The 25,657-nt window shown below is 61.4% G+C and carries 25 protein-coding genes and 1 pseudogene; 25 read left to right on the top strand and 1 reads right to left on the bottom strand.

What is annotated here, in order from left to right; all coding sequences use genetic code 11:
• Nucleotides 1-66: 66 nt before the first annotated feature.
• The 13 genes from atpE to hcnC all read left to right on the top strand — a co-directional run bounded on the left by atpE (nucleotide 67) and on the right by hcnC (nucleotide 13,166).
• A complete protein-coding gene (gene atpE / locus PspR32_RS26085; protein WP_003097235.1) occupies nucleotides 67-324 on the top strand; it encodes a F0F1 ATP synthase subunit C in 258 nt (85 codons plus the stop codon).
• A gap of 57 nt (nucleotides 325-381) precedes the next feature.
• Nucleotides 382-852 carry a F0F1 ATP synthase subunit B gene (locus PspR32_RS26080; RefSeq protein WP_010222733.1) on the top strand — a complete coding sequence of 157 codons (471 nt, stop codon included), beginning with the start codon at nucleotides 382-384 and terminating at the stop codon, nucleotides 850-852.
• Nucleotides 853-864: 12 nt separating this feature from the next.
• On the top strand, nucleotides 865-1,401 hold the full coding sequence (locus tag PspR32_RS26075) for a F0F1 ATP synthase subunit delta (protein ID WP_010222734.1): 537 nt from the start codon (nucleotides 865-867) through the stop codon (nucleotides 1,399-1,401).
• A gap of 21 nt (nucleotides 1,402-1,422) precedes the next feature.
• The gene (atpA, locus tag PspR32_RS26070) at nucleotides 1,423-2,967 is read left to right on the top strand and encodes a F0F1 ATP synthase subunit alpha (RefSeq protein ID WP_010222735.1); all 1,545 of its coding nucleotides are present in this window, start codon (nucleotides 1,423-1,425) and stop codon (nucleotides 2,965-2,967) included.
• Nucleotides 2,968-3,017: 50 nt separating this feature from the next.
• Nucleotides 3,018-3,878 carry a F0F1 ATP synthase subunit gamma gene (gene atpG, locus PspR32_RS26065; RefSeq protein WP_010222736.1) on the top strand — a complete coding sequence of 287 codons (861 nt, stop codon included), beginning with the start codon at nucleotides 3,018-3,020 and terminating at the stop codon, nucleotides 3,876-3,878.
• Between the two features lie 27 nt (nucleotides 3,879-3,905).
• On the top strand, nucleotides 3,906-5,282 hold the full coding sequence (gene atpD / locus PspR32_RS26060) for a F0F1 ATP synthase subunit beta (protein ID WP_010222737.1): 1,377 nt from the start codon (nucleotides 3,906-3,908) through the stop codon (nucleotides 5,280-5,282).
• A gap of 44 nt (nucleotides 5,283-5,326) precedes the next feature.
• Nucleotides 5,327-5,746 carry a F0F1 ATP synthase subunit epsilon gene (locus PspR32_RS26055; protein WP_036995281.1) on the top strand — a complete coding sequence of 140 codons (420 nt, stop codon included), beginning with the start codon at nucleotides 5,327-5,329 and terminating at the stop codon, nucleotides 5,744-5,746.
• 123 nt (nucleotides 5,747-5,869) lie between these two features.
• Complete coding sequence (gene glmU, locus PspR32_RS26050) at nucleotides 5,870-7,237, top strand: bifunctional UDP-N-acetylglucosamine diphosphorylase/glucosamine-1-phosphate N-acetyltransferase GlmU (RefSeq protein ID WP_159389345.1); 1,368 nt, start codon at nucleotides 5,870-5,872, stop codon at nucleotides 7,235-7,237.
• Between the two features lie 187 nt (nucleotides 7,238-7,424).
• On the top strand, nucleotides 7,425-8,204 hold the full coding sequence (locus PspR32_RS26045; protein WP_010222740.1) for a DeoR/GlpR family DNA-binding transcription regulator: 780 nt from the start codon (nucleotides 7,425-7,427) through the stop codon (nucleotides 8,202-8,204).
• Nucleotides 8,204-10,039, top strand: a complete 1,836-nt coding sequence (glmS, locus tag PspR32_RS26040) for a glutamine--fructose-6-phosphate transaminase (isomerizing) (RefSeq protein WP_100781885.1) — start codon at nucleotides 8,204-8,206, stop codon at nucleotides 10,037-10,039. The genes PspR32_RS26045 and glmS overlap by 1 nt, the downstream gene beginning before the upstream one ends.
• A gap of 161 nt (nucleotides 10,040-10,200) precedes the next feature.
• The gene (hcnA, locus tag PspR32_RS26035; RefSeq protein WP_038997941.1) at nucleotides 10,201-10,515 is read left to right on the top strand and encodes a cyanide-forming glycine dehydrogenase subunit HcnA; all 315 of its coding nucleotides are present in this window, start codon (nucleotides 10,201-10,203) and stop codon (nucleotides 10,513-10,515) included.
• Nucleotides 10,512-11,906 (top strand): cyanide-forming glycine dehydrogenase subunit HcnB, encoded by a 1,395-nt coding sequence (gene hcnB, locus PspR32_RS26030; RefSeq protein WP_100781884.1) that lies wholly within the window; start codon nucleotides 10,512-10,514, stop codon nucleotides 11,904-11,906. The genes hcnA and hcnB overlap by 4 nt, the downstream gene beginning before the upstream one ends.
• Before the next feature lie 3 nt (nucleotides 11,907-11,909).
• Entirely contained in the window at nucleotides 11,910-13,166 is a 1,257-nt protein-coding gene (hcnC, locus tag PspR32_RS26025) for a cyanide-forming glycine dehydrogenase subunit HcnC (protein WP_159389344.1), read from the top strand.
• A gap of 18 nt (nucleotides 13,167-13,184) precedes the next feature.
• Here the strand turns inward: hcnC and PspR32_RS26020 are convergent, their stop codons facing one another.
• Complete coding sequence (locus PspR32_RS26020; protein WP_100781882.1) at nucleotides 13,185-14,069, bottom strand: LysR family transcriptional regulator; 885 nt, start codon at nucleotides 14,067-14,069, stop codon at nucleotides 13,185-13,187.
• A 130-nt stretch (nucleotides 14,070-14,199) separates the two neighbouring features.
• Between PspR32_RS26020 and PspR32_RS26015 the strand changes: the two genes are divergently transcribed.
• The 12 genes and pseudogenes from PspR32_RS26015 to PspR32_RS26450 form a co-directional block, all read left to right on the top strand.
• A complete protein-coding gene (locus PspR32_RS26015) occupies nucleotides 14,200-15,156 on the top strand; it encodes an AraC family transcriptional regulator (protein WP_159389343.1) in 957 nt (318 codons plus the stop codon).
• Between the two features lie 161 nt (nucleotides 15,157-15,317).
• Complete coding sequence (locus PspR32_RS26010) at nucleotides 15,318-16,649, top strand: MFS transporter (protein ID WP_010222761.1); 1,332 nt, start codon at nucleotides 15,318-15,320, stop codon at nucleotides 16,647-16,649.
• 147 nt (nucleotides 16,650-16,796) lie between these two features.
• Complete coding sequence (locus tag PspR32_RS26005) at nucleotides 16,797-18,050, top strand: OprD family porin (RefSeq protein WP_036995275.1); 1,254 nt, start codon at nucleotides 16,797-16,799, stop codon at nucleotides 18,048-18,050.
• Nucleotides 18,051-18,243: 193 nt separating this feature from the next.
• Entirely contained in the window at nucleotides 18,244-19,200 is a 957-nt protein-coding gene (locus PspR32_RS26000) for an AraC family transcriptional regulator (RefSeq protein ID WP_010222763.1), read from the top strand.
• A 106-nt stretch (nucleotides 19,201-19,306) separates the two neighbouring features.
• Nucleotides 19,307-20,665, top strand: coding sequence for a benzoate 1,2-dioxygenase large subunit (gene benA, locus PspR32_RS25995; protein ID WP_159389342.1), 1,359 nt, complete (start codon nucleotides 19,307-19,309; stop codon nucleotides 20,663-20,665).
• Nucleotides 20,662-21,150, top strand: a complete 489-nt coding sequence (benB, locus tag PspR32_RS25990) for a benzoate 1,2-dioxygenase small subunit (RefSeq protein WP_100781879.1) — start codon at nucleotides 20,662-20,664, stop codon at nucleotides 21,148-21,150. Before benA ends, benB begins: the two co-directional genes overlap by 4 nt.
• Before the next feature lie 25 nt (nucleotides 21,151-21,175).
• Nucleotides 21,176-22,186: a benzoate 1,2-dioxygenase electron transfer component BenC gene (gene benC / locus PspR32_RS25985; RefSeq protein ID WP_010222766.1), complete on the top strand. Its 1,011-nt coding sequence runs from the start codon at nucleotides 21,176-21,178 to the stop codon at nucleotides 22,184-22,186.
• Nucleotides 22,187-22,251: 65 nt separating this feature from the next.
• Complete coding sequence (locus PspR32_RS25980; protein WP_010222767.1) at nucleotides 22,252-23,010, top strand: 1,6-dihydroxycyclohexa-2,4-diene-1-carboxylate dehydrogenase; 759 nt, start codon at nucleotides 22,252-22,254, stop codon at nucleotides 23,008-23,010.
• 19 nt (nucleotides 23,011-23,029) lie between these two features.
• Nucleotides 23,030-24,151 (top strand): muconate cycloisomerase family protein, encoded by a 1,122-nt coding sequence (locus PspR32_RS25975; protein ID WP_036995270.1) that lies wholly within the window; start codon nucleotides 23,030-23,032, stop codon nucleotides 24,149-24,151.
• 15 nt (nucleotides 24,152-24,166) lie between these two features.
• Nucleotides 24,167-24,457, top strand: coding sequence for a muconolactone Delta-isomerase (gene catC / locus PspR32_RS25970; RefSeq protein WP_010222769.1), 291 nt, complete (start codon nucleotides 24,167-24,169; stop codon nucleotides 24,455-24,457).
• Nucleotides 24,458-24,496: 39 nt separating this feature from the next.
• On the top strand, nucleotides 24,497-25,429 hold the full coding sequence (catA, locus tag PspR32_RS25965; protein ID WP_010222770.1) for a catechol 1,2-dioxygenase: 933 nt from the start codon (nucleotides 24,497-24,499) through the stop codon (nucleotides 25,427-25,429).
• Between the two features lie 63 nt (nucleotides 25,430-25,492).
• A pseudogene (locus PspR32_RS26450) lies at nucleotides 25,493-25,636 on the top strand (benzoate/H(+) symporter BenE family transporter); the annotation flags it as partial.
• Nucleotides 25,637-25,657: the final 21 nt, after the last annotated feature.

Raw genomic sequence — 25,657 nt, 5'->3', positions numbered from 1 at the left:
ACGATTTTGTTTTACCGCTTCAAACTAAAAAACCTAACCAATACGACGTAAAAGTCGGGAGGAAAGATGGAAACTGTAGTTGGTCTTACCGCTATCGCTGTTGCTCTGCTGATCGGCCTGGGTGCTCTGGGTACCGCCATTGGTTTCGGCCTGCTGGGCGGCAAGTTCCTGGAAGGCGCTGCTCGTCAGCCAGAGATGGTTCCAATGCTGCAAGTTAAAATGTTCATCGTTGCCGGTCTGCTCGACGCCGTAACCATGATCGGTGTTGGTATCGCTCTGTTCTTCACCTTCGCTAATCCCTTCGTTGGTCAAATCGCCGGCTAATCACTCGAATACTCGAGTGGTTTGGTGTGATGGACAAAGAACGAGCGAGGTGTTGGCGTGAACATTAATGCAACCCTGATTGGTCAGTCCGTTGCGTTCTTCATTTTTGTGCTGTTCTGCATGAAGTTCGTGTGGCCTCCGGTCATCGCGGCATTGCAAGAACGTCAGAAGAAGATCGCGGATGGACTGGACGCTGCCAACCGAGCAGCTCGCGACCTGGAGTTGGCCCAAGACAAAGCGGGTCAGCAACTGCGCGAAGCAAAAGCTCAGGCAGCCGAAATCATTGAGCAAGCCAAGAAGCGCGGTGCTCAGATCGTCGAGGAAGCCCGTGATCAGGCCCGCGTCGAAGCTGACCGTGTGAAGGCTCAGGCTCAGGCCGAGATCGAACAGGAAATTAACGGTGTCAAAGACGCCCTGCGTGCCCAAGTGGGTCTGCTGGCTGTCGGCGGTGCTGAAAAGATCCTTGGCGCCACAATCGATCAAAACGCGCATGCGGAGCTGGTTAATAAACTGGCCGCTGAAATTTAAGCGAGGGCGATCATGGCAGAACTGACCACGTTGGCCCGACCTTACGCTAAGGCGGCCTTTGAGCACGCCCAGGCCCATCAGCAACTGGCCAATTGGTCAGCCATGCTCGGCCTGGCTGCTGCAGTGTCGGAAGACGACACGATGCAGCGCCTGCTCAAGGCCCCGCGACTGACGAGCGCAGAAAAGGCCGCCGCGTTTATTGACGTGTGCGGTGACAAGTTCGATGCACAGGCACAGAATTTCATTCATGTTGCCGCGGAAAACGACCGTCTCCAGCTGTTGCCGGAGATTTCGGTTTTGTTCGACCAGTACAAGGCTGAACAAGAGAAATCCGTGGACGTGGAAGTCACCAGTGCTTTTGCGTTGAACCAAGAACAGCAAGACAAACTCGCCAAGGTTCTCAGTGCACGGCTCAGCCGGGAAGTGCGCCTGCATGCGACGGAGGACGCCTCCCTTATCGGTGGTGTCGTGATCCGCGCCGGCGACCTGGTAATCGATGGCTCGGTTCGCGGCAAAATCGCGAAACTGGCCGAAGCATTGAAATCTTGAGTTTGAAGGGGCAGCAGAGCAATGCAGCAACTCAATCCTTCCGAAATTAGTGAAATCATCAAGGGTCGCATCGAGAAACTCGACGTGACCTCCCAAGCCCGCAACGAGGGTACCGTCGTCAGCGTTTCTGACGGTATCGTGCGGATTCACGGTCTGGCCGACGTCATGTACGGCGAAATGATCGAGTTTCCAGGTGGCGTGTTCGGTATGGCCCTCAACCTGGAGCAAGACTCCGTTGGTGCGGTAATCCTGGGCGCCTACGACACCCTCGCTGAAGGCATGAGCGCCAAGTGCACCGGCCGCATCCTCGAAGTTCCAGTTGGTAAGGAACTGCTGGGTCGCGTAGTCGACGCACTGGGTAACCCAATCGACGGCAAAGGCCCACTGGGCAACACCGAGACCGACGCGGTCGAGAAAGTTGCTCCGGGCGTGATCTGGCGTAAGTCGGTAGACCAGCCTGTACAGACTGGCTACAAATCTGTCGACGCCATGATCCCGGTCGGCCGTGGCCAGCGTGAGCTGATCATCGGTGACCGTCAGATCGGTAAGACCGCCATGGCGATCGACGCCATCATCAACCAGAAAGACTCCGGTATTTTCTGTGTTTATGTTGCTGTCGGCCAGAAGCGTTCCACCGTTGCCAACATCGTTCGCAAGCTGGAAGAAAACGGCGCCCTGGCCAACACCATCGTGGTCGTTGCCAGCGCTTCGGAATCCGCCGCACTGCAATTCCTGGCGCCATACGCCGGTTGCACCATGGGCGAGTTCTTCCGTGACCGCGGTGAAGACGCGCTGATCGTATACGATGACCTGTCCAAGCAGGCCGTTGCCTACCGTCAGATCTCCCTGCTGCTGCGCCGTCCACCAGGACGTGAAGCGTACCCAGGTGACGTGTTCTATCTCCACTCCCGTCTGCTGGAGCGTGCATCGCGCGTTTCCGAAGAGTACGTCGAGAAGTTCACCAACGGTGCTGTAACTGGCAAGACCGGTTCCCTGACCGCACTGCCGATCATCGAAACCCAGGCTGGCGACGTTTCCGCGTTCGTTCCGACCAACGTGATTTCCATCACCGACGGTCAGATCTTCCTGGAATCGGCCATGTTCAACTCGGGCATCCGCCCTGCAGTGAACGCCGGTGTTTCGGTATCCCGTGTGGGTGGTGCCGCTCAGACCAAGATCATCAAGAAGCTCTCCGGTGGTATCCGTACCGCTCTGGCTCAGTACCGTGAACTGGCGGCATTCGCCCAGTTCGCTTCTGACCTGGACGAAGCCACCCGTAAGCAACTCGAGCACGGTCAACGTGTTACCGAGCTGATGAAGCAGAAGCAATACGCTCCAATGTCCATCGCGGACATGGCGCTGTCGCTGTATGCCGCTGAGCGTGGGTTCCTGACCGACGTTGAAATCGCCAAGATCGGTAGCTTCGAACAAGCGCTGATCGCTTACTTCAACCGTGATCACGCCGAACTGATGGCGAAGATCAACGTGAAGGGTGACTTCAACGACGAAATCGACGCTGGCATCAAAGCCGGTATCGAGAAGTTCAAGGCCACCCAAACCTGGTAAGCCGCAGCGGGGGCTTTGCGGCCCCCGCTTGCTAACCTGATAGGTGTTACATGGCAGGCGCAAAAGAGATTCGCAGTAAGATTGCGAGCATCAAAAGCACGCAAAAAATTACCAGCGCCATGGAAAAAGTGGCGGTCAGTAAAATGCGCAAGGCACAAATGCGCATGGCTGCTAGCCGTCCTTACGCGGAGCGTATCCGCCAGGTTATCGGTCATCTGGCCAACGCCAACCCGGAATACCGCCACCCCTTCATGATCGAACGCGAAGTAAAGCGCGTCGGTTATGTCGTCGTGAGCAGTGACCGTGGTCTGTGCGGTGGCTTGAACACCAACCTGTTCAAGGCCCTGGTCAAGGACATGGCGGTCAACCGCGAGCAAGGTATCGAGATCGATCTTTGCGTGGTTGGTAGCAAGGGTGCGGCGTTTTTCCGCAGCTTCGGCGGTAACGTCGTCGCCGCGATCAGCCACCTGGGCGAAGAGCCGTCGATCAACGATCTGATCGGCAGCGTCAAGGTCATGCTGGACGCTTACCTGGATGGTCGTATCGATCGTCTGTCCGTGGTATCGAACAAGTTCATCAATACCATGACGCAAACGCCAACGGTCGAGCAGTTGATTCCGTTGGTTGCAACCCCGGATCAAGAACTCAAGCACCACTGGGACTACCTCTACGAACCTGACGCCAAAGAGCTGCTGGACGGCCTGATGGTGCGTTACGTGGAGTCGCAGGTCTACCAGGCGGTGGTCGAGAACAACGCAGCTGAACAAGCTGCCCGGATGATCGCGATGAAGAACGCCACCGACAACGCCGGTGACCTGATCAGCGAATTGCAGCTGATCTACAACAAGGCGCGTCAGGCTGCGATCACCCAAGAGATCTCGGAAATCGTCGGCGGCGCTGCCGCGGTTTAACGGTTCAAATATTCAGAGGATCCAGCTATGAGTAGCGGACGTATCGTTCAAATCATCGGCGCCGTCATCGACGTGGAATTCCCACGTGACGCCGTGCCGAGTGTTTACAACGCGCTGAAAGTACAAGGCGCGGAAACCACCCTGGAAGTTCAGCAGCAGCTGGGCGACGGCGTGGTTCGTACCATTGCGATGGGCTCGACCGAAGGCTTGAAGCGCGGTCTGGACGTTGCAGACACCGGCGCAGCCATCTCCGTACCAGTCGGTAAAGCGACCCTGGGCCGGATCATGGACGTACTGGGTAACCCGATCGACGAAGCTGGCCCGATCGGTGAAGAAGAGCGCTGGGGTATCCACCGTGACGCTCCTTCGTTCGCTGACCAGGCAGGCGGCAACGACCTGCTGGAAACCGGCATCAAGGTTATCGACCTGGTTTGCCCGTTTGCCAAGGGTGGTAAAGTTGGTCTGTTCGGTGGTGCCGGTGTAGGCAAAACCGTAAACATGATGGAACTGATCCGTAACATCGCCATCGAGCACAGCGGTTATTCCGTGTTCGCCGGTGTGGGTGAGCGTACTCGTGAGGGTAACGACTTCTACCACGAGATGAAGGATTCCAACGTACTGGACAAGGTTGCTCTGGTATACGGCCAAATGAACGAGCCACCAGGAAACCGTCTGCGCGTAGCGCTGACCGGCCTGACCATGGCTGAGAAGTTCCGTGACGAAGGTAACGACGTTCTGCTGTTCGTCGACAACATCTATCGTTACACCCTGGCCGGTACCGAAGTATCCGCACTGCTGGGCCGTATGCCTTCGGCAGTAGGTTACCAGCCGACCCTGGCTGAAGAGATGGGCGTTCTGCAAGAGCGTATCACTTCGACCAAGGAAGGTTCGATCACCTCGATCCAGGCCGTATACGTACCTGCGGACGACCTGACCGACCCGTCGCCAGCAACCACCTTCGCCCACTTGGACGCCACCGTCGTACTGTCCCGTGACATCGCCTCCCTGGGTATCTACCCAGCGGTCGATCCACTGGACTCGACTTCGCGCCAGCTGGACCCGAACGTGATCGGCACCGAGCACTACGAGACCGCTCGTGGCGTTCAGTACGTACTGCAGCGTTACAAAGAGCTGAAGGACATCATTGCGATCCTGGGTATGGACGAACTGTCCGAAACCGACAAGCAACTGGTTGCCCGTGCTCGTAAGATCCAGCGCTTCCTGTCCCAGCCGTTCTTCGTGGCAGAAGTCTTCACTGGTTCTCCAGGCAAATACGTTTCCCTGAAAGACACCATTGCTGGCTTCAGCGGTATCCTCAAAGGTGACTACGACCACCTGCCAGAACAAGCGTTCTACATGGTCGGCAGCATCGACGAAGCGATCGAGAAAGCCAAGAAACTGTAATCCCGGCGCCCCGCAAGGGGCGCTAATCAGGTTGAGGCAAGCAGATGGCTATGACAGTCCATTGCGATATCGTCAGCGCGGAAGGGGAAATTTTCTCCGGTCTGGTCGAGATGGTGGTTGCGCACGGTAACCTGGGTGATCTTGGTATCGCTCCAGGCCACGCGCCGCTGATCACTAATCTGAAGCCAGGTCCGATCACGCTGACCAAGCAGGGTGGCGCCCAAGAGGTGTTCTACATCTCTGGTGGTTTCCTCGAGGTCCAGCCGAACATGGTCAAGGTGCTTGCCGATACCGTGCAACGTGCCAGCGACCTGGACGAAGCTCAGGCTCAGGAAGCCCTCAAGGCTGCCGAAAACGCCCTGAACGAAAAAGGCGCGGAGTTCGATTACGGCGCCGCTGCCGCACGTCTGGCCGAGGCCGCAGCCCAGCTGCGTACCGTCCAGCAAATCCGCAGAATGAAGTAATACGGCACTCGCCGGTCACTTCTGTTGCGATTGAGTTAAAGGGTAGCCTCGGCTACCCTTTTTCTTTTTCCGAATGTCTTCTACTGGTCACAGCGCTGACCTTCCAGGATTGGTAGCCAGTCAATGTCTCTCGATATCGTTATTCTTGCCGCCGGCCAAGGCACCCGCATGCGCTCGGCGCTGCCCAAGGTGCTGCATCCGGTCGCCGGCGACTCCATGCTCGGCCATGTTATCCACAGCGCCCGCCAGCTTCAGCCGCAGGGCATTCATGTGGTGATCGGGCACGGTGCGGAGCTGGTACGTGAACGACTGGCCGCCGACGACCTGAACTTCGTCCTGCAGGACAAGCAGCTGGGTACCGGTCATGCCGTGGCCCAGGCTCTGCCGGCACTGAGTGCCGATACCGTATTGATCCTCTACGGCGATGTCCCGCTGATCGAAGTCGACACCCTCAAGCGTCTGCTGGCCAAGGTCACCCCGCAACAGCTCGGCCTGCTGACCGTGACCCTCGACGATCCAACCGGTTACGGCCGCATCGTTCGCGATGCCCAGGGCCAGGTGGCAGCGATCGTCGAGCACAAGGATGCCAGCGACGCGCAGAAAGCCATCCAGGAAGGCAACACTGGCATCCTCGCGGTCCCGGGTGCGCGCCTGGCTGACTGGCTGGGCCGTTTGTCCAACAACAATGCCCAGGGCGAGTACTACCTCACTGACGTGATCGCCATGGCCGTGGCCGATGGCCTGGTGGTCGCCACCGAGCAGCCACAGGACCCGATGGAAGTGCAGGGCGCCAATGACCGTCGCCAGCTGGCCGAGCTTGAGCGTCACTACCAGCTGCGCGAAGGCCGCCGCCTGATGGCCCAGGGTGTGACCCTGCGTGATCCGGCGCGCTTCGATGTGCGTGGCGAGGTGACCGTTGGTCGCGACGTACTCATTGATATCAACGTGATCCTCGAAGGCCGCGTGGTCATTGAAGACGAGGTGGTCATCGGCCCGAACTGCGTGATCAAGAACAGTACCTTGCGCAAAGGCGTGGTGGTCAAGGCTAACAGCCATCTGGAAGGCGCCATCATGGGCGAAGGCAGCGATGCCGGCCCGTTTGCCCGCCTGCGCCCTGGCAGTGTGCTCGAGGCTCGCGCCCATGTGGGTAACTTTGTCGAGCTGAAGAACGCCCACCTCGGTGAAGGTGCCAAAGCTGGCCACCTGACCTACCTGGGCGATGCCGAAGTCGGTGCGCGTACCAACATCGGTGCCGGCACCATCACCTGCAACTACGATGGCGCCAATAAGTTCAAGACGGTACTCGGCGAGGACGTGTTCATCGGCTCGAACAACTCCCTGGTCGCGCCTGTGGATATCCTCGACGGCGCCACCACCGCAGCCGGTTCGACCATCACCCAGAACGTCGAAGCGGCGCAGTTGGCCGTTGGTCGGGCGCGCCAACGCAACATCGATGGTTGGAAGCGGCCGGAGAAGATCAACAAGAGCTGAGTTACCCACAGCTGAGCAAAAGGCCGACTGGATTGTGCATAAGTCGGCCTTTTTGCATTCTGTGGATAAATACCCTATGTGGTTCGAGTTATTCACAGCACGTTTTTTACGCCACTGTCCTTGACGTACAAGCCACTATAGGTTTTGATTGGCACCACTAACTTTCGAAACGAAACTTAAAGACGCCATGTCGAAACGTAACACCCCCCAACGACGCCATAACATCCTGGCTTTGCTTAATGAGCAGGGCGAGGTGAGCGTCGACGCCCTGGCCAAGCGTTTCGAAACCTCGGAAGTGACCATTCGCAAGGACCTGGCGGCGCTCGAAGCCAACGGCCTGTTGTTGCGCCGCTATGGTGGTGCCGTCACCCTGCCGCAGGAACTGTTCACCGATCAGGGCCAGCCAGTCTCCCTCTATAAGCAGGCCATCGCCAAGGCTGCTGTGGGACGTATCCGCGAACACGCACGAATCATCATCGACAGCGGCAGCACCACCGCCGCGATGATCCCGGAGCTGGGTCATCAACCCGGCCTGGTGGTCATGACCAACTCGTTGAATGTGGCACGTGCCCTCAGCGAGCTGGAACACGAGCCGGTACTGTTGATGACCGGAGGCACCTGGGACCCGCATTCGGAATCGTTCCAGGGCCAGGTAGCCGAGCAGGTACTACGCTCGTACGACTTCGACCAACTGTTCATTGGCGCCGACGGCATCGACCTGGCGCGCGGCACCACCACGTTCAACGAACTGCTGGGCCTGAGCCGGGTGATGGCTGACGTCGCCCGGGAAGTGATCGTCATGGTCGAGTCCGACAAGGTCGGGCGCAAGATCCCCAACCTTGAGCTGCCTTGGGGCAGCGTCAACACCCTTATTACTGATGATCGCCTGCCCACCGAGGCACGCGAACAGATTGAAGCCCGCGGCATCAACGTGATTTGCGCCGCTATCACCCAGGAGCATGACTAATGTGTGGAATCGTTGGTGCCGTCGCCGAACGTAACATCACAACCATTCTGATCGAAGGCCTCAAGCGCCTCGAGTACCGCGGCTATGACAGCGCCGGTCTGGCGGTCTTCACCCAGCAGGGCAACCTCGAGCGCCGCCGCCGTATCGGCAAGGTCAGCGAGCTGGAAGCTGCCGTCGCCGCTGAACCACTGGCCGGCAACCTGGGCATCGCCCACACCCGTTGGGCCACCCACGGTGCGCCAACCGAGCACAATGCCCACCCGCATTTTTCCGGTCATGAACTGGCAGTGGTGCACAACGGCATCATCGAGAACCACGAAGAACTGCGAGAGAAGCTCAAGGGCCTGGGTTATAGCTTCAGCTCCGAGACCGACACCGAAGTGATCGTCCACTTGCTGGATCACACCCTGAAAACCTTGCCGGACCTGGCCGATGCTCTCAAGGCAGCGGTCAAGCAACTGCACGGCGCCTATGGCCTGGCCGTGATCAGCGCCAAACAGCCTGATCGTCTGCTGGCCGCTCGCAGCGGTAGCCCGCTGGTTATCGGCCTGGGCCATGGCGAGAACTTCCTGGCCTCGGACCAATTGGCCCTGCGTCAGGTCACTGACCGCTTCATGTACCTGGAAGAGGGCGACATCGCCGAAATCCGCCGCGACCAGGTCACTATCTGGGACGTAGCCGGTACTCAGGTCCAGCGCGAAACCGTGCAGTACCATGAAGGTGCCGAAGCCGCTGACAAGGGCGCCTATCGCCACTTCATGCTCAAGGAAATCCACGAGCAGCCTACCGTGGTGCAACGCACCCTGGAAGGCCGCCTGGGCAAGGACCACGTCATGGTTCAGGCCTTCGGCCCGCAAGCTGCCGAGTTGTTCGCCAAGGTGCGCAATGTGCAGATCGTTGCCTGCGGCACCAGCTATCACGCCGGTATGGTTGCCCGTTACTGGCTGGAGAGCCTGGCCGGTATTCCTTGCCAGGTCGAAGTCGCCAGCGAGTTCCGCTACCGCAAGGTGGTGGTGCAGCCCGATACCCTGTTCGTCTCGATCTCCCAGTCGGGTGAAACCGCCGACACCCTGGCAGCCCTGCGTAATGCCAAGGAACTGGGCTTCCTCGGCAGCCTGGCGATCTGCAACGTCGGCATCAGCTCGCTGGTACGCGAGTCGGACCTGACCCTGCTGACCCAGGCCGGCCCGGAAATCGGCGTGGCCTCGACCAAGGCCTTCACCACCCAGCTGGTATCGCTGATGCTGCTGACCCTGTCCCTGGGCCAGGTGCGCGGCACCCTGGCTGCAGGCGTCGAAGCGGAGCTGGTGGAAGAGCTGCGTCGCCTGCCAACTCGCCTGGGCGAAGCCCTGGCCATGGATGCGATCGTCGAGAAGACCGCTGAGCTGTTCGCCGACAAGCACCACACCCTGTTCCTCGGTCGTGGCGCGCAGTTCCCGGTAGCGATGGAAGGGGCGCTGAAACTCAAGGAGATCTCCTACATCCACGCCGAAGCCTACCCGGCGGGCGAGCTCAAGCATGGCCCGCTGGCGTTGGTTGACAGCGACATGCCAGTGGTCACTGTGGCGCCGAACAACGAGCTGCTGGAAAAGCTCAAGTCCAACCTGCAGGAAGTCCGCGCCCGTGGCGGTGAACTGATTGTCTTCGCCGACGAAGCTGCCGGCATGAGCAACGGCGAAGGCACTCACGTGATCGCCGTGCCGCACATCATCGATGCCCTGGCGCCAATCCTCTACACCATCCCGCTGCAACTGCTGTCGTACTACGTCGCGGTGCTCAAGGGCACCGACGTCGACCAGCCGCGCAACCTGGCGAAATCGGTGACTGTTGAGTAACGATCGCGGTTGTTAAGCCCAGAACCCCCGATTTTCGGGGGTTTTGTGTTTTTGTCGGTTTGTCCGGCAAGCAGGCCCATTAGCTGGCCTGGATCAATAGTCCAGGCGCGTGCTTGGCATAGTGTGATCAGTCCATGTTTCTTTTTCACGGACGAAAAGCTATGCAGACTCTGGAGCGAAAGCTAGATATCCAGCCCCTGTCGCGGGCGGACATGACCATCGAACTCAACGGCCAGGCAGTCGCTGTCGCCGCCGGTGAAACCGTGCTCAGCGTGCTCAACGCCGTAGGCCTGCGCCAGGTGGCGCGCAACGACCATGACCAGCTGACCGGGGCCTTCTGCGGCATGGGCGTCTGCCATTGCTGCCTGGTGTCGATCAACGGCCGGCCCAAGCGCCGCGCCTGCCAGACTGTGGTGCAGCCGGGTATGCAGGTCGAAACCGGGACCAACCGCTTTGCCGGGCAGGAGGCACCATGAGCCTGCGTCCAGTGATTGTCGGGGGTGGTTCGGCGGGTATGGCGGCGGCGATCGAGCTGGCCAACCACGGTGTTTCCAGCCTGTTGTTCGATGAAGCCTCGCGTCCGGGTGGCGTGGTGTTTCGCGGGCCGCTGCGCAGCGGCGTCGACCTGGGTTACCTGGGCGCCCGCTACAGCAAGGCGCTGAAGAAACTGCACAAGGATTTTGCCGCGTGCGCCGATCGCATCGACCTGCGCCTGAACAGCCGTGTGGTCGGTGGTGACGAGCAGCGTCTGATGGTGCTCGACGCCGAAGAAACCCTGCACGAAATCGATTATTCCCACCTGTTGCTGTCGGCCGGTTGCCACGAGCGCAACGTACCCTTTGCTGGCTGGACCTTGCCTGGCGTCATGCTGCTCGGCGGGCTGCAGCTGCAGATCAAGAGCGGCGTGGTCAAACCCCTGGGCAGTACGCTGATCGCCGGTACCGGGCCGTTGTTGCCGCTGGTGGCCTGCCAGCTGCACGCGGCCGGGGCGAAAGTCGCCGGCGTCTATGAAGCTTGCCCGTTCAGCAAGATCGCCCGCGAAAGCCTGGCACTGATGAACAAGCCGCAGCTGTTCCTCGATGGCCTGAGCATGCTCGGCTACATGAAGCTCAATGGCATCCCCATGTACTACGGCTGGGGCGTGGTTGAAGCCAAGGGCGAGGGCGAGCTGGCTGAAGTGACCGTGGCACCCTACGGCGACGACTGGCAACCGGACCTCTCCCGCGCCCAGCGCGAACCGGCGCAAACCCTGGCGGTGGGCTACGGGTTTATCCCGCGCACGCAGCTTAGCCAGCAACTGGGCCTGGACCACGGCTTCAACGAAGACGGCTACCTGCGCCCGGAAAGCAACGTCTGGCAGCAAAGCAGCCAGCCGCACATCCACCTGGCCGGCGACATGGGCGGTATCCGTGGCGGCGAAGCGGCGATGCTCACCGGGCGCATTGCCGCCGTTTCGATCCTGCTCCAGCAGGAAGTACTCAATGCTGAAGAGGCCATCGAGCTGCGCGAGAAATACCTTGGCCAGTTGGCGGCGATCAAGCGCTTTCGTGCTGGCGTAGAGCGCTACACCCACCGCGGTACCAAGCAGATCGACCTGCCGCAGCCGGACACGGTGATCTGCCGCTGCGAACACGTGACCCGCAGCGACATCGACCGGGCCCTGGAGCAGGGCGTCGAAGACATGGCCGGGCTGAAGATGCGCACCCGGGTGAGCATGGGCGACTGCCAGGGGCGCATGTGCGTCGGCTACTGCAGCGATCGCCTGCGCGAAGCCACCGGGCGCGCCGACGTCGGCTGGCTGCGGCCGCGTTTCCCGATCGATCCGATTCCCTTCTCTGCATTCCAGCAACTCGGCACGGAAGCCTGAAGCATGAACAGAACCTATGATGTGGTCATCGCCGGTGGCGGTGTGATCGGTGCGTCCTGCGCCTACCAGCTGTCCAAACGCAAGAACCTGAAAATCGCCCTGATCGATGCCAAGCGCCCGGGCAACGCCACCCGTGCCTCGGCGGGCGGCCTGTGGGCCATCGGTGAGTCGGTGGGCCTGGGCTGCGGGGTGATCTTCTTTCGCATGATGTCGGCCAAGCACAAGCGCGAGGCCCATGGTGCGGCGGTGGCAGTGGATTCGAGCACGCCGCATATCCTGCCGCAGTCGTTCTTCGACTTTGCCTTGCAGTCCAACGCACTTTATCCACAGCTGCACCGCGAGCTGATCGACCGTCACGGCATGGACTTCAAGTTCGAGCGCACCGGCCTCAAGTATGTGATCTACGACGATGAAGACCGCCTGTACGCTGAGCACATCGTCGCGCAGATTCCGCACCTGGCCGACCAGGTGCGCTGGCTCGACCGCGAGGCCCTGCGCCAGGCGGAACCTGCGGTCAGCCATCAGGCCCATGGCGCCCTGGAGTTTCTCTGCGATCATCAGGTCAGCCCGTTCCGCCTGGCCGATGCCTATATGGAAGCGGCGCGCCAGAACGGTGTCGACCTGTTCCACAACACCAACATCACCGGTGTGCTGCATCAGGGCTCGCGGGTCAGCGGTGTGCAAACCGTAGAAGAGGGCACTTTTCACTGCGACACCCTGATCAACGCCGCTGGTGCCTGGGCCGCAGACTTGAGCGAATGGGCCACCGGCCTGCGGATTCCGGTCAAGCCGGTCAAAGGTCAGATCATCCTCACCGAGCGCATGCCCAAGCTGCTGCAAGGCTGCCTGACCACCAGCGACTGCTACATGGCGCAGAAGGACAACGGCGAGATTCTGATCGGCAGCACCACCGAGGACAAAGGCTTCGACGTCAGCAACACTTTCCCGGAGATCAACGGCCTGGTTCAGGGCGCGGTTCGCTGTGTGCCGGAGCTGGCGCAGATCAACCTCAAGCGCACCTGGGCCGGCTTACGCCCAGGCTCGCCGGACGAGTTGCCGATTCTGGGGCCGGTCACGGAAGTCAGCGGTTACCTGAATGCCTGTGGACACTTTCGCACCGGCATCCTCACCTCGGCCATCACCGGGGTGCTGATCGACAAGGTCCTGCATCAGGAAACCCTGCCACTGGACATCACCCCGTTCCTGGCCGAGCGTTTTGACTTGCTGGCTGTGGAAAACCAGCAGGCTGCCCTTGCCTGATTGTGGATAAACCGGCCTTCAGCCCTGGGGGCCGGTTTTCATCAGTTCCAGCAAACTCAGGCACTGCCTGACCTGCGGCGAGTTATCCCCAGCCCGGTAGCTGAGAATGATCGGCGACACTGCGGTTTTTTCAGGCAGCGGTGCATAAACAATGTCGGCGCGATGCTGGCTTTGCACGGACGCCGGCACCAATGTTATCCCCAGGCCAGCAGCAACCAGGCCCAGCGCAGTCTGCAGTTCGTTGGTCCATTGGATAACCTTGATATTCACTCCCTGGGCAGTGAACAGCGCCATGATGTGGTCGGCGTAGCTTGGCCGCGGGGTGGCCGGGTAAAGCACGAAGGGCTCATCCGCCAGGCGTTTGAGGTCCAGGGCCTGATCGAGCAAAGGGTGCCCGCAGGGCAGGGCAACCACCAACGCTTCCTCGCGTAGCAGCACCTGTTCGATGGTCGGATCCTTGATGTGGATGCGCCCGAAGCCGACATCGATGCGCCCGGCCTTGAGCGCCTCGACTTGCTGCAGGGTGATCATTTCCTGCAGGCCCAACTCCAGTTTCTCATTGCGCCGCAGTTGGCGGATCAACTCGGGCAGCAAGTCATAGAGCGTCGACGGCGCAAAGCCGATGCGCAGCCACTGGCGTTCACTGTTGGCGATGCGCCGGGTGCCTTCGGCAATCTGTTCGAGCTGGTCGAGCAGGGCGGCGCTTTGTTCGTGGAAAAACCGCCCGGCCTCGGTCAGGCGCAGCGGCCTGCCGCGCTCCAGCAGCTCTACTCCGAGGGTGTCTTCCAGCTGGCGGATCTGCCGGCTCAGGGGCGGCTGGGCGATGTGCAGCTGCTCGGCGGCACGGGTGAAGTTGAGGGTTTGCGCGAGTACCCGGAAGTAGCGCAGATGACGCAGTTCCATGATACCTCCAGGGTATGGTTGCCTACCCAACGGATATTGGACTGCCTGCTGGCGCTGGCGCAAGCTGCTGCCTTGTGGATAACCAGACCCTGTGGATATCGTCGAACCAGAATAACAATGAGGCCAGCCCATGAGCAGCCAACTGTTGAGCGAGCGCAGCCGTGTGTTCCAGCATGCCGACCCTTATGCGGTGTCCGACTACGTCAACCAGCACGTTGGCGGTCACAGCCTGCGCTTGCCGCGCACGGGTGACCTGCAGGCGAGCATCAACCATCGCAAGTTTGCCAGCATCGACCTGTGCCGCCTGAGCTATGGGGGCAGGGCGCGGATTACTTCACCGGCGCTGGGCAGCCTGTATCACCTGCAGATCTTGCTCAAAGGGCACTGCCGTTCAAGTTGTCGCGGCGACGAGCATCACTACGTGCCGGGCGAGTTGCTGTTGATCAATCCGGATGATCCGGTTGACCTCACCTACTCGGCCGACTGCGAGAAGTTCATCCTCAAGCTGCCGGCCAGCCTGCTCGAACAGGCTTGCCTGGAACAGCGCTGGCAATTGCCCGAAGGCGGTATCCGCTTCACCAGCGCGCGGCATGCCACGGGCGCGCTGGAGGGGTTTATCGGCCTGCTCGGGCTGGTGTGTGACGAAGCCGAGTCCACCCAGTCGCTGCCGCAAGTGCAGGAGCATTACGGGCGCATTGTCGCCAGCAAGCTGCTGAGCCTGTTGGGCAACAACATCGATCGTTGCGAACCCGGGTTGCAGACTCACTCGTTCGAACAGTTGGCGGCCTATATCGATGCCAACCTGCACCAGGACATCGGTGTCAGTCAGCTGATGACGGTGGCGCGGGTCAGTGAACGCTCGTTGTACACGCTGTTTGAGCGTCATGCCGGTCTGTCACCCAAGGGTTATGTGCGCCAGCGCAAGCTCGAGCGTATTCACGCGGCCCTGCAGGACCCTTCCAGCCCGGTGCGCAATGTCACCGAAATCGCCTTGGACTATGGCTTCCTGCACCTGGGGCGCTTCGCCGAAAGCTATCGCCAGCGCTTCGGCGAGCTGCCTTCGGTCACCTTCAAACGCCACCGCTGAACGCTCGTCAGCCCCTGCGCAATCTGGATAGCGATTCGCAGGAAACGGCTATTGGCGCCTCGCTGCTGCTCCTAACCTGACCCTGCGAACACTGCCCGGCCCTGTGCCTTGCAGCTATCGCCATTCGGGTTTCGATAACAACAACAAAAGAGACACGCCTCATGCGAGCGATCGATATCAATAGCCTGATCGATCAGGCGAAGTTCAATTCCTTTCACTGGCGTGTGCTGTTCTGGTGTGCGCTGATCATCATCTTCGACGGTTACGACCTGGTCATCTACGGCGTGGTGCTGCCGGCCTTGATGCAGGAGTGGGGCATGACCCCGTTGCAGGCCGGTGCCCTGGGCAGCTATGCGCTGTTCGGCATGATGTTCGGCGCCCTGGTGTTCGGCCCGCTGTCGGACCGAATCGGGCGCAAGAAAGCCATTACCCTCTGTGTGATCCTGTTCAGCGGCTTTACCGTGCTCAACGGCTTTGCCCGCAACCCCGCCGAGTTCGGTCTCTGTCGCTTTCTGGCTGGCCTTGGGATCGGCGGGGTGATGCCCAACGTGGTGGCGCTGATGAATGAATACGCGCCCAAGCGCATGCGCAGCACCCTGGTGGCGATCATGTTCAGTGGCTACTCGGTGGGCGGCATGCTCTCGGCCGGGTTGGGCATCGTCCTGTTGCCGGCCTTCGGTTGGCAGTCGGTGTTCTATGTGGCGATCATCCCCTTGCTGGTGCTGCCGCTGATCCTGCGCTACCTGCCCGAGTCCCTGGGTTTCCTGGTGCGCCAGGGCCGCACCGAGCAGGCCAGCCAGTTGCTGCAGCGGGTTGAGCCGAGCTATCAGGCGCAAGCGGGCGATCGCCTGGAAGTGTTGACCGGCACTAACGCCGGTGGCTCGGTACCGCAGCTGTTTCGCGAAGGTCGGGCGCTGAGTACGTTGATGCTCTGGGTCGCGTTTTTCTGCTGCCTGTTGATGGTCTACGCACTCAATTCCTGGTTGCCCAAGCTGATGAACAACGCCGGCTACGGCCTGGGCTCGAGCCTGGCGTTTTTGCTGGTGCTGAACTTCGGCGCGATCTTTGGTGCGGTGGGCGGCGGCTGGATTGGTGACCGCTTCAAGCTCGACCGGGTGCTGGTGGTGTTCTTCGCCGTGGCGGCGTTGTCGATCAGCCTGCTCGGCTTCAAGAGCCCTGCACCCGTCTTGTACCTGCTGATTGCCATAGCGGGTGCGACCACCATCGGCACGCAGATTCTCGCCTATGCCTGTGTGGCTCAGTACTACCCCATGGGGATTCGTTCGACGGGTCTGGGTTGGGCCTCGGGTATTGGTCGCAGCGGGGCGATTGTCGGGCCGATCCTGGGTGGGATGCTGCTGGGGATCCAACTGCCGCTGGCGTTGAATTTCATGGCCTTTGCCCTGCCGGGTGCGGTCGCGGCGGTGGCGATGATGGTGTTTGCCGGGCGTGGTGCTGGCAGGGGCAGGGCGCCGTTGCCGTCAGCGGCATAGCCAAATAACCGCGTTGGCCCTATCGCTGGCAAAGCCAGCTCCCACAGTGGTCGGAGTGCATAGCGTTCTTGTGGGTGCTGGCCTTGCCAGCGATGCAGGCGCCGCAAATTTACAAGCCAAAACAACAATAACAAGAGCACCGCTACCATGAACAACTTCCCACACTGCGGGTTGCTGTCCTGCTGCGCCCTGAGTTTCTGTGCCAATGCCGCCGAGCCGGGTTTTATCAAGGACGCCAGCGCTACCCTGCAAGCGCGCAACTACTACTTCAGCCGCGACTTTTCCGGCATTGTCGGTGCCAACCAGCAATCAAAGGCTGAGGAATGGGGCCAGGGGTTCATCTTCACCTTCAAGTCCGGTTATACCCCGGGCCCCCTGGGCTTGGGCGTCGATGCCATTGGCCTGCTCGGCCTCAAGCTCGACAGCAGCCCGGATCGCACCGGCACCGGTTTGCTGCCGGTGCAGGACGATGGCCGCGCTGCCGATGAGTACAGCCGGGTCGGCGCCACGCTGAAAATGCGCTATTCGAAGACCGAGCTGAAAGTCGGCGAGCTGCAGACCAACCTGCCGATCCTGCAATACAACGACTCGCGCCTGCTGCCGCCAACCTACCAGGGCGTCAGCCTGAGCTCTGCCGAGATAGCCGGCTTGACCCTGCAGGCCGGTCACCTGAGTTCAACCAGCCTGCGCAACGAAGCCGGTGATGAAAAGATGATCGCCATGCTCGGCCACCTGCCCCAGCGCCAGGCCGACAGCGATGCCTTCAACTATGCCGGTGGCGACTACAGCTTCAACGCCAATCGCACCACTGCCAGCCTCTGGTATGGGCGCCTGGAAGATATCTACCAGCAAGGTTTTATCGGTTTGAAGCACAGCCAACCGATGGGCGAGTGGACCCTCGGCGCCAACCTCGGTTACTTCGCTGCCAGGGAGCAGGGGGATGCGCGCATTGGTGAGGTCGACAACCAGGCGTTTTATTCGCTGCTGTCGGCCAAGCGTGGCGGGCACACGTTCAGCGTCGGCTATCAGGCAATCTATGGTGACGATGCTTTCCCGCGGGTGTTCCCGAATATCTCGCCGCTGGGCAACGAAGTGCCAACCTATGAGTTCGCCTACACCGACGAGCGTTCCTGGCAGGTGCGTTATGACTATGACTTCGTCGCCATGGGCGTACCGGGTTTGACTGCCACCGTGCGTTACCTGAAGGGCAATAACGTCGATACTGGGCTGGGCTTCGAGGGCAAGGAACATGAGCGCGATCTTGACCTTGGCTATGCGGTGCAGAGCGGGTTGCTCAAAGGGCTGGGGATACGACTGCGCAATGCCATGGCGCGGTCCAATTACCGTTCGGACATTGATGAGAACCGGGTGATCCTGAGTTACACCTGGACGTTGTTGTAAGCCATCAGGGCCTCATCGCTGGCAAGCCAGCTCCCACAGGGGCTGCGGTGATCTCTGTGGGAGCTGGCTTGCCAGCGATGCTTTTGGAAACACACCGTCCATCCCCAGGTTGCTCGCCGGCCAGTGCTATCGCTTAGACTGGCCGCATAACTACAACGAGTGACCTGGTATGGCTGGTATGGCCGATATGGGTATGGAGAGTCCCCTGCTCAGCGAACGCAGCCGGGTGTTCGAGCGTGCAGACCCTCATGCGGTGTCGACCTACGTCAACCAGCATGTCGGCCCCCATTGCATTCGCCTGCCGCGCTACGGGCATCCCGAGGCGTACCTCAACCATCGCAAGTTCGCCAGCCTCGACCTGTGCCGAATCAGCTATGGCGGCGATGTGCGGGTGATGTCGCCAGCGCTGGAGAACGTTTTCCACCTGCAAATCCTGCTGCGCGGCCACTGCCTCTGGCGCCGTGGCCGTGAAGAGCGCCTGCTGACCCCCGGCGGGTTGCTGCTGATCAACCCTGACGAGCCGGTCGACCTGGCCTATTCCGCCGACTGCGAGAAATTCATCCTCAAACTGCCCACCCGCCTGCTCGAGTCGGTGTGTGACGAACAGCGCTGGCAGCGCCCCAGCGAAGGCGTGCGCTTTCTCGATCATCACTACCAGTTGCTGGCGCTGGAAGGCTTTGCCGGGCTGCTGGCGATGGTCTGCCAGGAGGCCGAAAGCAGCGAGCCGATGCTGCGGGTGCAGGAGCACTACAGCCAGATCGTCGCCAGCAAGCTGCTGACCCTGATGCACACCAACGTCAGCCGTGAAGCGCTGAGCAGCCAGGCGGCATCTTTCGAGCGGATCGCCGAGTACATCAACGCCAACCTCAAGCAGGACATCTGCAGCGAACAGCTGGCGCAGCAGGCGAGCATGAGCCTGCGCTCGCTGTATGCCTTGTTCGAGCGCAACGCTCGCACCACGCCCAAACTGTACATCCGCCAGCAGAAACTCGAGCGCATCCGCGCCAGCCTCGGCGACCCCGACTGCAAGGTGCGCAATATCACCGAACTGGCCATGGACTATGGCTTCGTCCACCTCGGGCGTTTCTCTGAGCACTACAAGTCGCTGTTCGGCGAACTGCCCTCAGACACCCTCAAGCGTCGCCTCTGACACTTTGCAGAAAACGGATAAAGGTCTGCACAAAGCGGATATTTGCCGTGCCCCTCGCTCCCTAACCTGACATGGCCTGAACACAATAACAACGGAGGCCCCGGCCATGTCCCTGGGATTCGATTACCTTAATTCCCTGCTTGAAGAAGATCAGGAGAAGGGCGTCTTTCGCTGCAAGCGCGAGATGTTCACCGACCCCCGTCTGTTCGATCTGGAAATGAAACACATCTTCGAGGGCAACTGGCTGTACCTTGCCCACGAAAGCCAGATTCCCGAAAAGAACGACTTCCTCACCACCACCATGGGGCGCCAGCCGATCTTCATCGCGCGCAACAAGGATGGGGTACTCAATGCCTTCCTCAATGCCTGCAGCCACCGCGGTGCGATGCTGTGTCGGCACAAGAGCGGTAACCGCTCGTCCTACACCTGCCCCTTCCACGGCTGGACCTTCAACAATTCCGGCAAGCTGCTCAAGGTCAAGGATCCGGTCGACGCCGGCTACCCGGCCAGCTTCAACTGCGAAGGCTCCCACGACTTGACCAAGGTCGCCTGTTTCGAGTCCTACCGTGGCTTCCTGTTCGGCAGCCTCAACCCGGACGTGGTGCCGTTGGTGGAGCACCTGGGTGAGTCGGCGAAGATCATCGACATGATCGTCGATCAGTCGCCCGACGGCCTGGAAGTGCTGCGCGGCTCCTCGTCCTACATCTATGAAGGTAACTGGAAGCTGACCGCCGAGAACGGCGCCGATGGTTATCACGTCAGCGCCGTGCACTGGAACTACGCCGCCACCCAGAACCAGCGCAAGCAGCGCGAGGCCGGTGCTGAGGTGAAAACCATGAGCGCTGGCGGCTGGGCCAAGAGCGGCGGCGGCTTCTACTCCTTCGACAAGGGCCATCTGCTGCTCTGGACCCGCTGGACCAACCCCGAGGACCGGCCGCTGTTCGAGCGCCGTGACGAACTGGCTGCCGACTTCGGCCAGGCCCGCGCCAACTGGATGATCGAGAACTCGCGCAACCTGTGCCTGTACCCGAACGTGTACCTGATGGACCAGTTCAGCTCGCAGATCCGCATCGCCCGGCCGATCGCCGTCGACAAGACCGAGATCACCATCTATTGCATCGCCCCCAAGGGAGAGAGCGACGAGGCGCGAGCCCAGCGTATTCGCCAGTACGAAGACTTCTTCAACGTCAGTGGCATGGCCACCCCGGATGACCTGGAAGAATTCCGCTCCTGCCAGATGGGCTATCAGGGCGGGCGCGGCTGGAACGACATGTCCCGTGGTGCCACCCATTGGGTCGAAGGCGCCGATGCCGCCGCCCAGGAAATCGACCTGCATCCGCAACTGAGCGGCGTGCGCACCGAAGACGAAGGCCTGTTCGTGCTGCAACACAAGTACTGGCAGGAAACCATGCTCAAGGCCCTCGCCGCCGACCAGCAGTTGATCCCCGTGGAGGCCGTGCAATGAGCATTTCCTTCGAGCAAGTGCGCGACTTTCTCTTTGAAGAAGCACGCTACCTGGACGACAGCCAGTGGGACCAGTGGCTGGAGTGCTACGCCACCGACGCCACCTTCTGGATGCCGGCCTGGGACGATAACGACCAGCTCACCGAAGACCCGCAACGGGAAATCTCGCTGATCTGGTACGGCAACCGTGGCGGCCTGGAAGACCGGGTATTCCGGATCAAGACCGAACGCTCCAGCGCGACCATGCCCGACACCCGGACCTCGCACAACATCAGCAACATCGAGCTGCTGGAGCAGGGCGAAGGCCTGTGCAAGGTGCGCTTCAACTGGCACACCCTGAGTTTTCGCTACAAGACCGTCGACAGCCACTTCGGCACCAGCTTCTACACCCTCGATGTCCGCGGTGAACGGCCGCTGATCAAGGCCAAGAAGGTAGTGCTCAAGAACGACTACGTGCGTCAGGTCATCGACGTTTATCACATCTGAATCCTGCTTTGCTGCGAGGTGCGCCATGCACAAGATCGCCTTGAATTTCGAGGACGGGGTCACCCGTTTCATCGACGCTACCGCTGAAGAAACCGTGGCCGATGCCGCCTACCGCCAGGGCATCAACATTCCGCTGGACTGCCGCGACGGCGCCTGCGGTACCTGTAAGTGTTTCGCCGAAGCTGGCCGTTACGACCTTGGCCAGGAATACATCGAAGACGCCTTGAGCGAGGAAGAAGCCGCCCAGGGTTATGTGCTGACCTGCCAGATGCGCGCCGAGAGCGACTGCGTGGTGCGTGTGCCGGCTTCGTCGCAACTGTGCAAGACCGAGCAGGCCAGCTATCAGGCCAGCATCAGCGCCGTGCGCCAGCTGTCGGACAGCACCATTGCCCTGTCGATCAAGGGCGAGGCCCTGAGCCGCCTGGCCTTTTTGCCGGGGCAGTACGTCAACCTCGGCGTGCCCGGCAGCGAGCAGACCCGCGCCTATTCCTTCAGTTCGTTGCAGAAGGACGGCGAGGTCAGTTTCCTGATCCGCAACGTGCCGGGCGGCTTGATGAGCAGCTTCCTGACCGGCCTGGCCAAGGCCGGCGACAGTATGACCCTGGCTGGCCCCCTGGGCAGCTTCTACCTGCGCGAGATCCGTCGACCATTGCTGCTGCTGGCCGGTGGCACCGGGCTGGCGCCGTTCACCGCGATGCTCGAGAAGATCGCCGAAGAGGGCAGCGAGCATCCGCTGCACCTGATCTACGGCGTCACCAACGACTTCGACCTGGTCGAGCTGGACCGCCTGCAGGCCTTTGCCGCGCGCATTGCTAACTTCAGCTTCAGCGCCTGCGTGGCCAACCCCGAGAGCCAGCATCCGCTCAAGGGCTACGTCACCCAGCACATCGAGCCGCGCCACCTCAACGAAGGCGATGTCGACGTGTACCTGTGCGGCCCGCCGCCGATGGTCGAGGCGGTCAGCCAGTACATCCGCGAACAGGGCATTACTCCGGCGAACTTCTACTACGAGAAATTCGCTGCCGCCGCTGCCTGAAGCCGTTTTATGGGGCCGGGCGCATCGTGCGGGTACGGTCGGTCCCTTTTTTATTCGAGGTTGTCATGAACAGATTCACCAACAAGGTTGCGCTGGTTACCGGCGCGGCGCAGGGGATCGGCCGCCGTCTGTGCGAGCGTCTGCTCGAAGAAGGCGCGACGCTGGTGGCCGTGGATCGCTCGGAACTGGTGCATGAACTGCAAGGCGAGGGCGTGCTGAGCCTGACCGCCGATCTTGAACAGCACAGCGAATGCAGCCGGGTAATGGCTGCGGCGGTGGAGCATTTCGGCCGCCTTGATGTGCTGGTCAACAACGTGGGCGGCACCCTCTGGGCCAAGCCGTTCGAGCACTACGAAGCGGCGCAGATCGAAGCGGAAGTGCGCCGCTCGCTGTTCCCCACCCTGTGGTGTTGCCATGCCGCGCTGCCATACATGCTCGAACAGGGCAGCGGGTCGATCGTCAACGTCTCCTCGATCGCGACTCGCAGCATCAATCGCGTGCCCTATGGCGCGGCCAAGGGGGGCGTCAATGCCCTGACCGCCTGCCTGGCCTTCGAAACCGCCGGGCGCGGTGTGCGGGTCAATGCCACGGCGCCGGGTGGCACCGAAGCGCCGCCACGGCGGGTGCCGCGCAACAGCGCGGAGCAGAGTGGCGAAGAGAAAATCTGGTACCAGCAGATCGTCGACCAGACCCTCGACAGCAGCCTGATGAAACGCTACGGCAACCTCGATGAACAGGTTGGCGCGATCCTCTTTCTCGCTAGCGACGAAGCCTCTTACATCACCGGCACGGTGCTGCCGGTCGGCGGCGGCGACCTCGGTTGAGCGCCCCTGGAGAACCTTGATGAGTCATCCCCTGATTGAACGCATCTCGACCCTGATCGTCGACCTGCCAACCATTCGCCCGCACAAGCTGGCGATGCACACCATGCAGCAGCAAACCCTGGTGATCATCCGCCTGCAGTGCAGCGACGGCATCGAAGGCCTCGGCGAAGCCACCACCATCGGCGGCCTGGCCTATGGCAACGAAAGCCCGGAAAGCATCAAGCAGAACATCGACAGCTACTTTGCGCCGCTGTTGGTCGGGCTGGATGCCAGCAACATCAACGCCGCCATGCAGCGCCTGGACAAGGTGATCAAGGGCAACACCTTCGCCCGCTCGGGGATCGAAAGCGCCTTGCTCGATGCCCAGGGCAAACGCCAAGGCCTGGCGGTCAGCGAGTTGCTCGGCGGGCGCGTGCGCGACAGCCTGGAAGTGGCCTGGACCCTGGCCAGCGGCGACACCGGGCGCGACATTGCCGAGGCCCAGCAGATGCTCGACCTGCGCCGCCACCGGATCTTCAAGCTGAAGATCGGTGCCAGTGAAGTGGCCCATGACCTGCGCCATGTCATCGCGATCAAGCGGGCCCTGGGTGAGCGCGCCAGTGTGCGCGTCGACGTCAACCAGTATTGGGACGAGTCCCAGGCGATCCGCGCCTGCCAGGTGCTGGGCGACAACGGCGTCGACCTGATCGAGCAACCGATCTCGCGCATCAACCGTGCCGGCCAGGTGCGCCTGAACCAACGCAGCCCGGCGCCGATCATGGCCGATGAGTCGATTGAAAGCGTCGAGGATGCCTTCAGTCTCGCGGCCGACGGCGCGGCCAGCATCTTCGCCCTGAAGATCGCCAAGAACGGTGGCCCGCGGGCCGTGCTGCGAACCGCGCAAATCGCCGAAGCCGCCGGTATCGCCCTGTACGGCGGGACCATGCTCGAAGGCTCGATCGGCACCCTGGCTGCCGCGCACGCCTTCGTCACCCTCAACCAGCTGACCTGGCACACCGAGCTGTTCGGCCCGCTGCTGCTGACGGAAGAGATCGTGGTCGAAGCGCCGCTGTACCGCGACTTCGCCCTGCACGTGCCACGCACCCCCGGCCTTGGCCTGACCCTGGACGAAGAGCGCCTGGCGTTCTTCAGCCGCAAGTAAGCAAGGAGAGACGCCATGTTGTTCCACGTGAAAATGACCGTGAAATTGCCCCTGGACATGGACCCGGCCAACGCCGCGCAGCTCAAGGCCGACGAGAAGGAACTGGCCCAGCGCCTGCAGCGCGAAGGCAGCTGGCGCCACCTGTGGCGCATCGCCGGGCACTACGCCAACTACAGCGTGTTCGACCTGCCCAGCGTCGAAGCGCTGCACGACACCCTGATGCAACTGCCGTTGTTCCCCTACATGGACATTGAGGTCGACGGCCTGTGCCGCCACCCGTCATCGATCCACAGCGACGACCGCTGAACACCGAGCGCCGATAACAACAATTCGAGGTAACCCGTCATGACCGTGAAGATTGCTCACACTGCCGATATCCAGACATTCTTCGAAGAAGTCAGTGGCCTGCACAACGACCAGGGCAACCCACGCCTGAAGCTGCTGACCCAGCGCATCGTCAACGATGTAGCGCGCCTCATCGAAGACCTGCAAGTGACCCCTGACGAGTTCTGGAAGGCGGTCGACTACCTCAACCGCCTCGGTTCGCGCCAGGAAGCCGGCCTGCTGGTGGCCGGGCTGGGCGTCGAGCACTATCTGGACCTGCAACTGGATGCTCAGGATGCCGAAGCCGGCATCAGTGGCGGCACCCCGCGGACCATCGAAGGCCCGTTGTATGTGGCGGGCGCACCACTGGCCGAAGGCGAAGTGCGTATGGACGATGGCCGTGACCCGGGCACGGTGATGTTCCTCCAAGGCCGCGTGCTGGATGAACAAGGTCAGCCGGTGGCGGGCGCCGTGGTCGACCTGTGGCATGCCAACACTCAGGGCACCTACTCGTATTTCGACAGCACGCAGTCCGAGTTCAACCTGCGCCGGCGCATCGTTACCGACGCCGAAGGCCGCTACCGCGCCCGCAGTATCGTGCCGTCGGGCTACGGTTGCCCTGCGGACGGGCCGACCCAGGAGTTGCTCACTCAGCTCGGTCGTCACGGCAATCGCCCAGCGCATATCCACTTCTTCATCTCGGCGCCTGGCTACCGGCACCTGACCACCCAGATCAACCTGGCGGGCGATGAGTACCTGTGGGATGACTTCGCTTATGCCACCCGTGACGGGTTGATTGGCGAGTTGCGCTTTGTCGAGGATGCGGCGGCGGCCGATGCCCGTGGGGTAGAAGGGCGCTTTGCCGAGATGGACTTTGACTTCCAGCTGTTGAGTGCGCCCAAGCCTGCCAGTGAACAGCGCAGCAAGCGGCCGCGGGCGTTGCAGGACGTTTGAGGCCGGGTTGAATCCATCGCTGGCAAGCCAGCTCCCACAAGGTTCAGTGCAAACCCTGTGGGAGCTGGCCCCCTGGTGATCATCTTCCAGGCCGCCCGCAGCGCCCAGCTGTCGGCGGCCGAACTGTCTTCGTGGGTCTGGGCGATTTCCATCGGCAGTGGTCTGCTTGGGGTGATCCTCAGCCTGTGGCGACGGGCGCCACAGGTTGGCAGGGCAGGGGCGGCCGAC

The sequence above is a fragment of the Pseudomonas sp. R32 genome (assembly GCF_009866705.1).
Taxonomy (GTDB): Bacteria; Pseudomonadota; Gammaproteobacteria; order Pseudomonadales; family Pseudomonadaceae; genus Aquipseudomonas; species Aquipseudomonas donghuensis.
The sequence above is the reverse complement of the archived record's forward strand: the minus strand, read 5'-3'. Positions and strand labels throughout refer to the sequence as shown.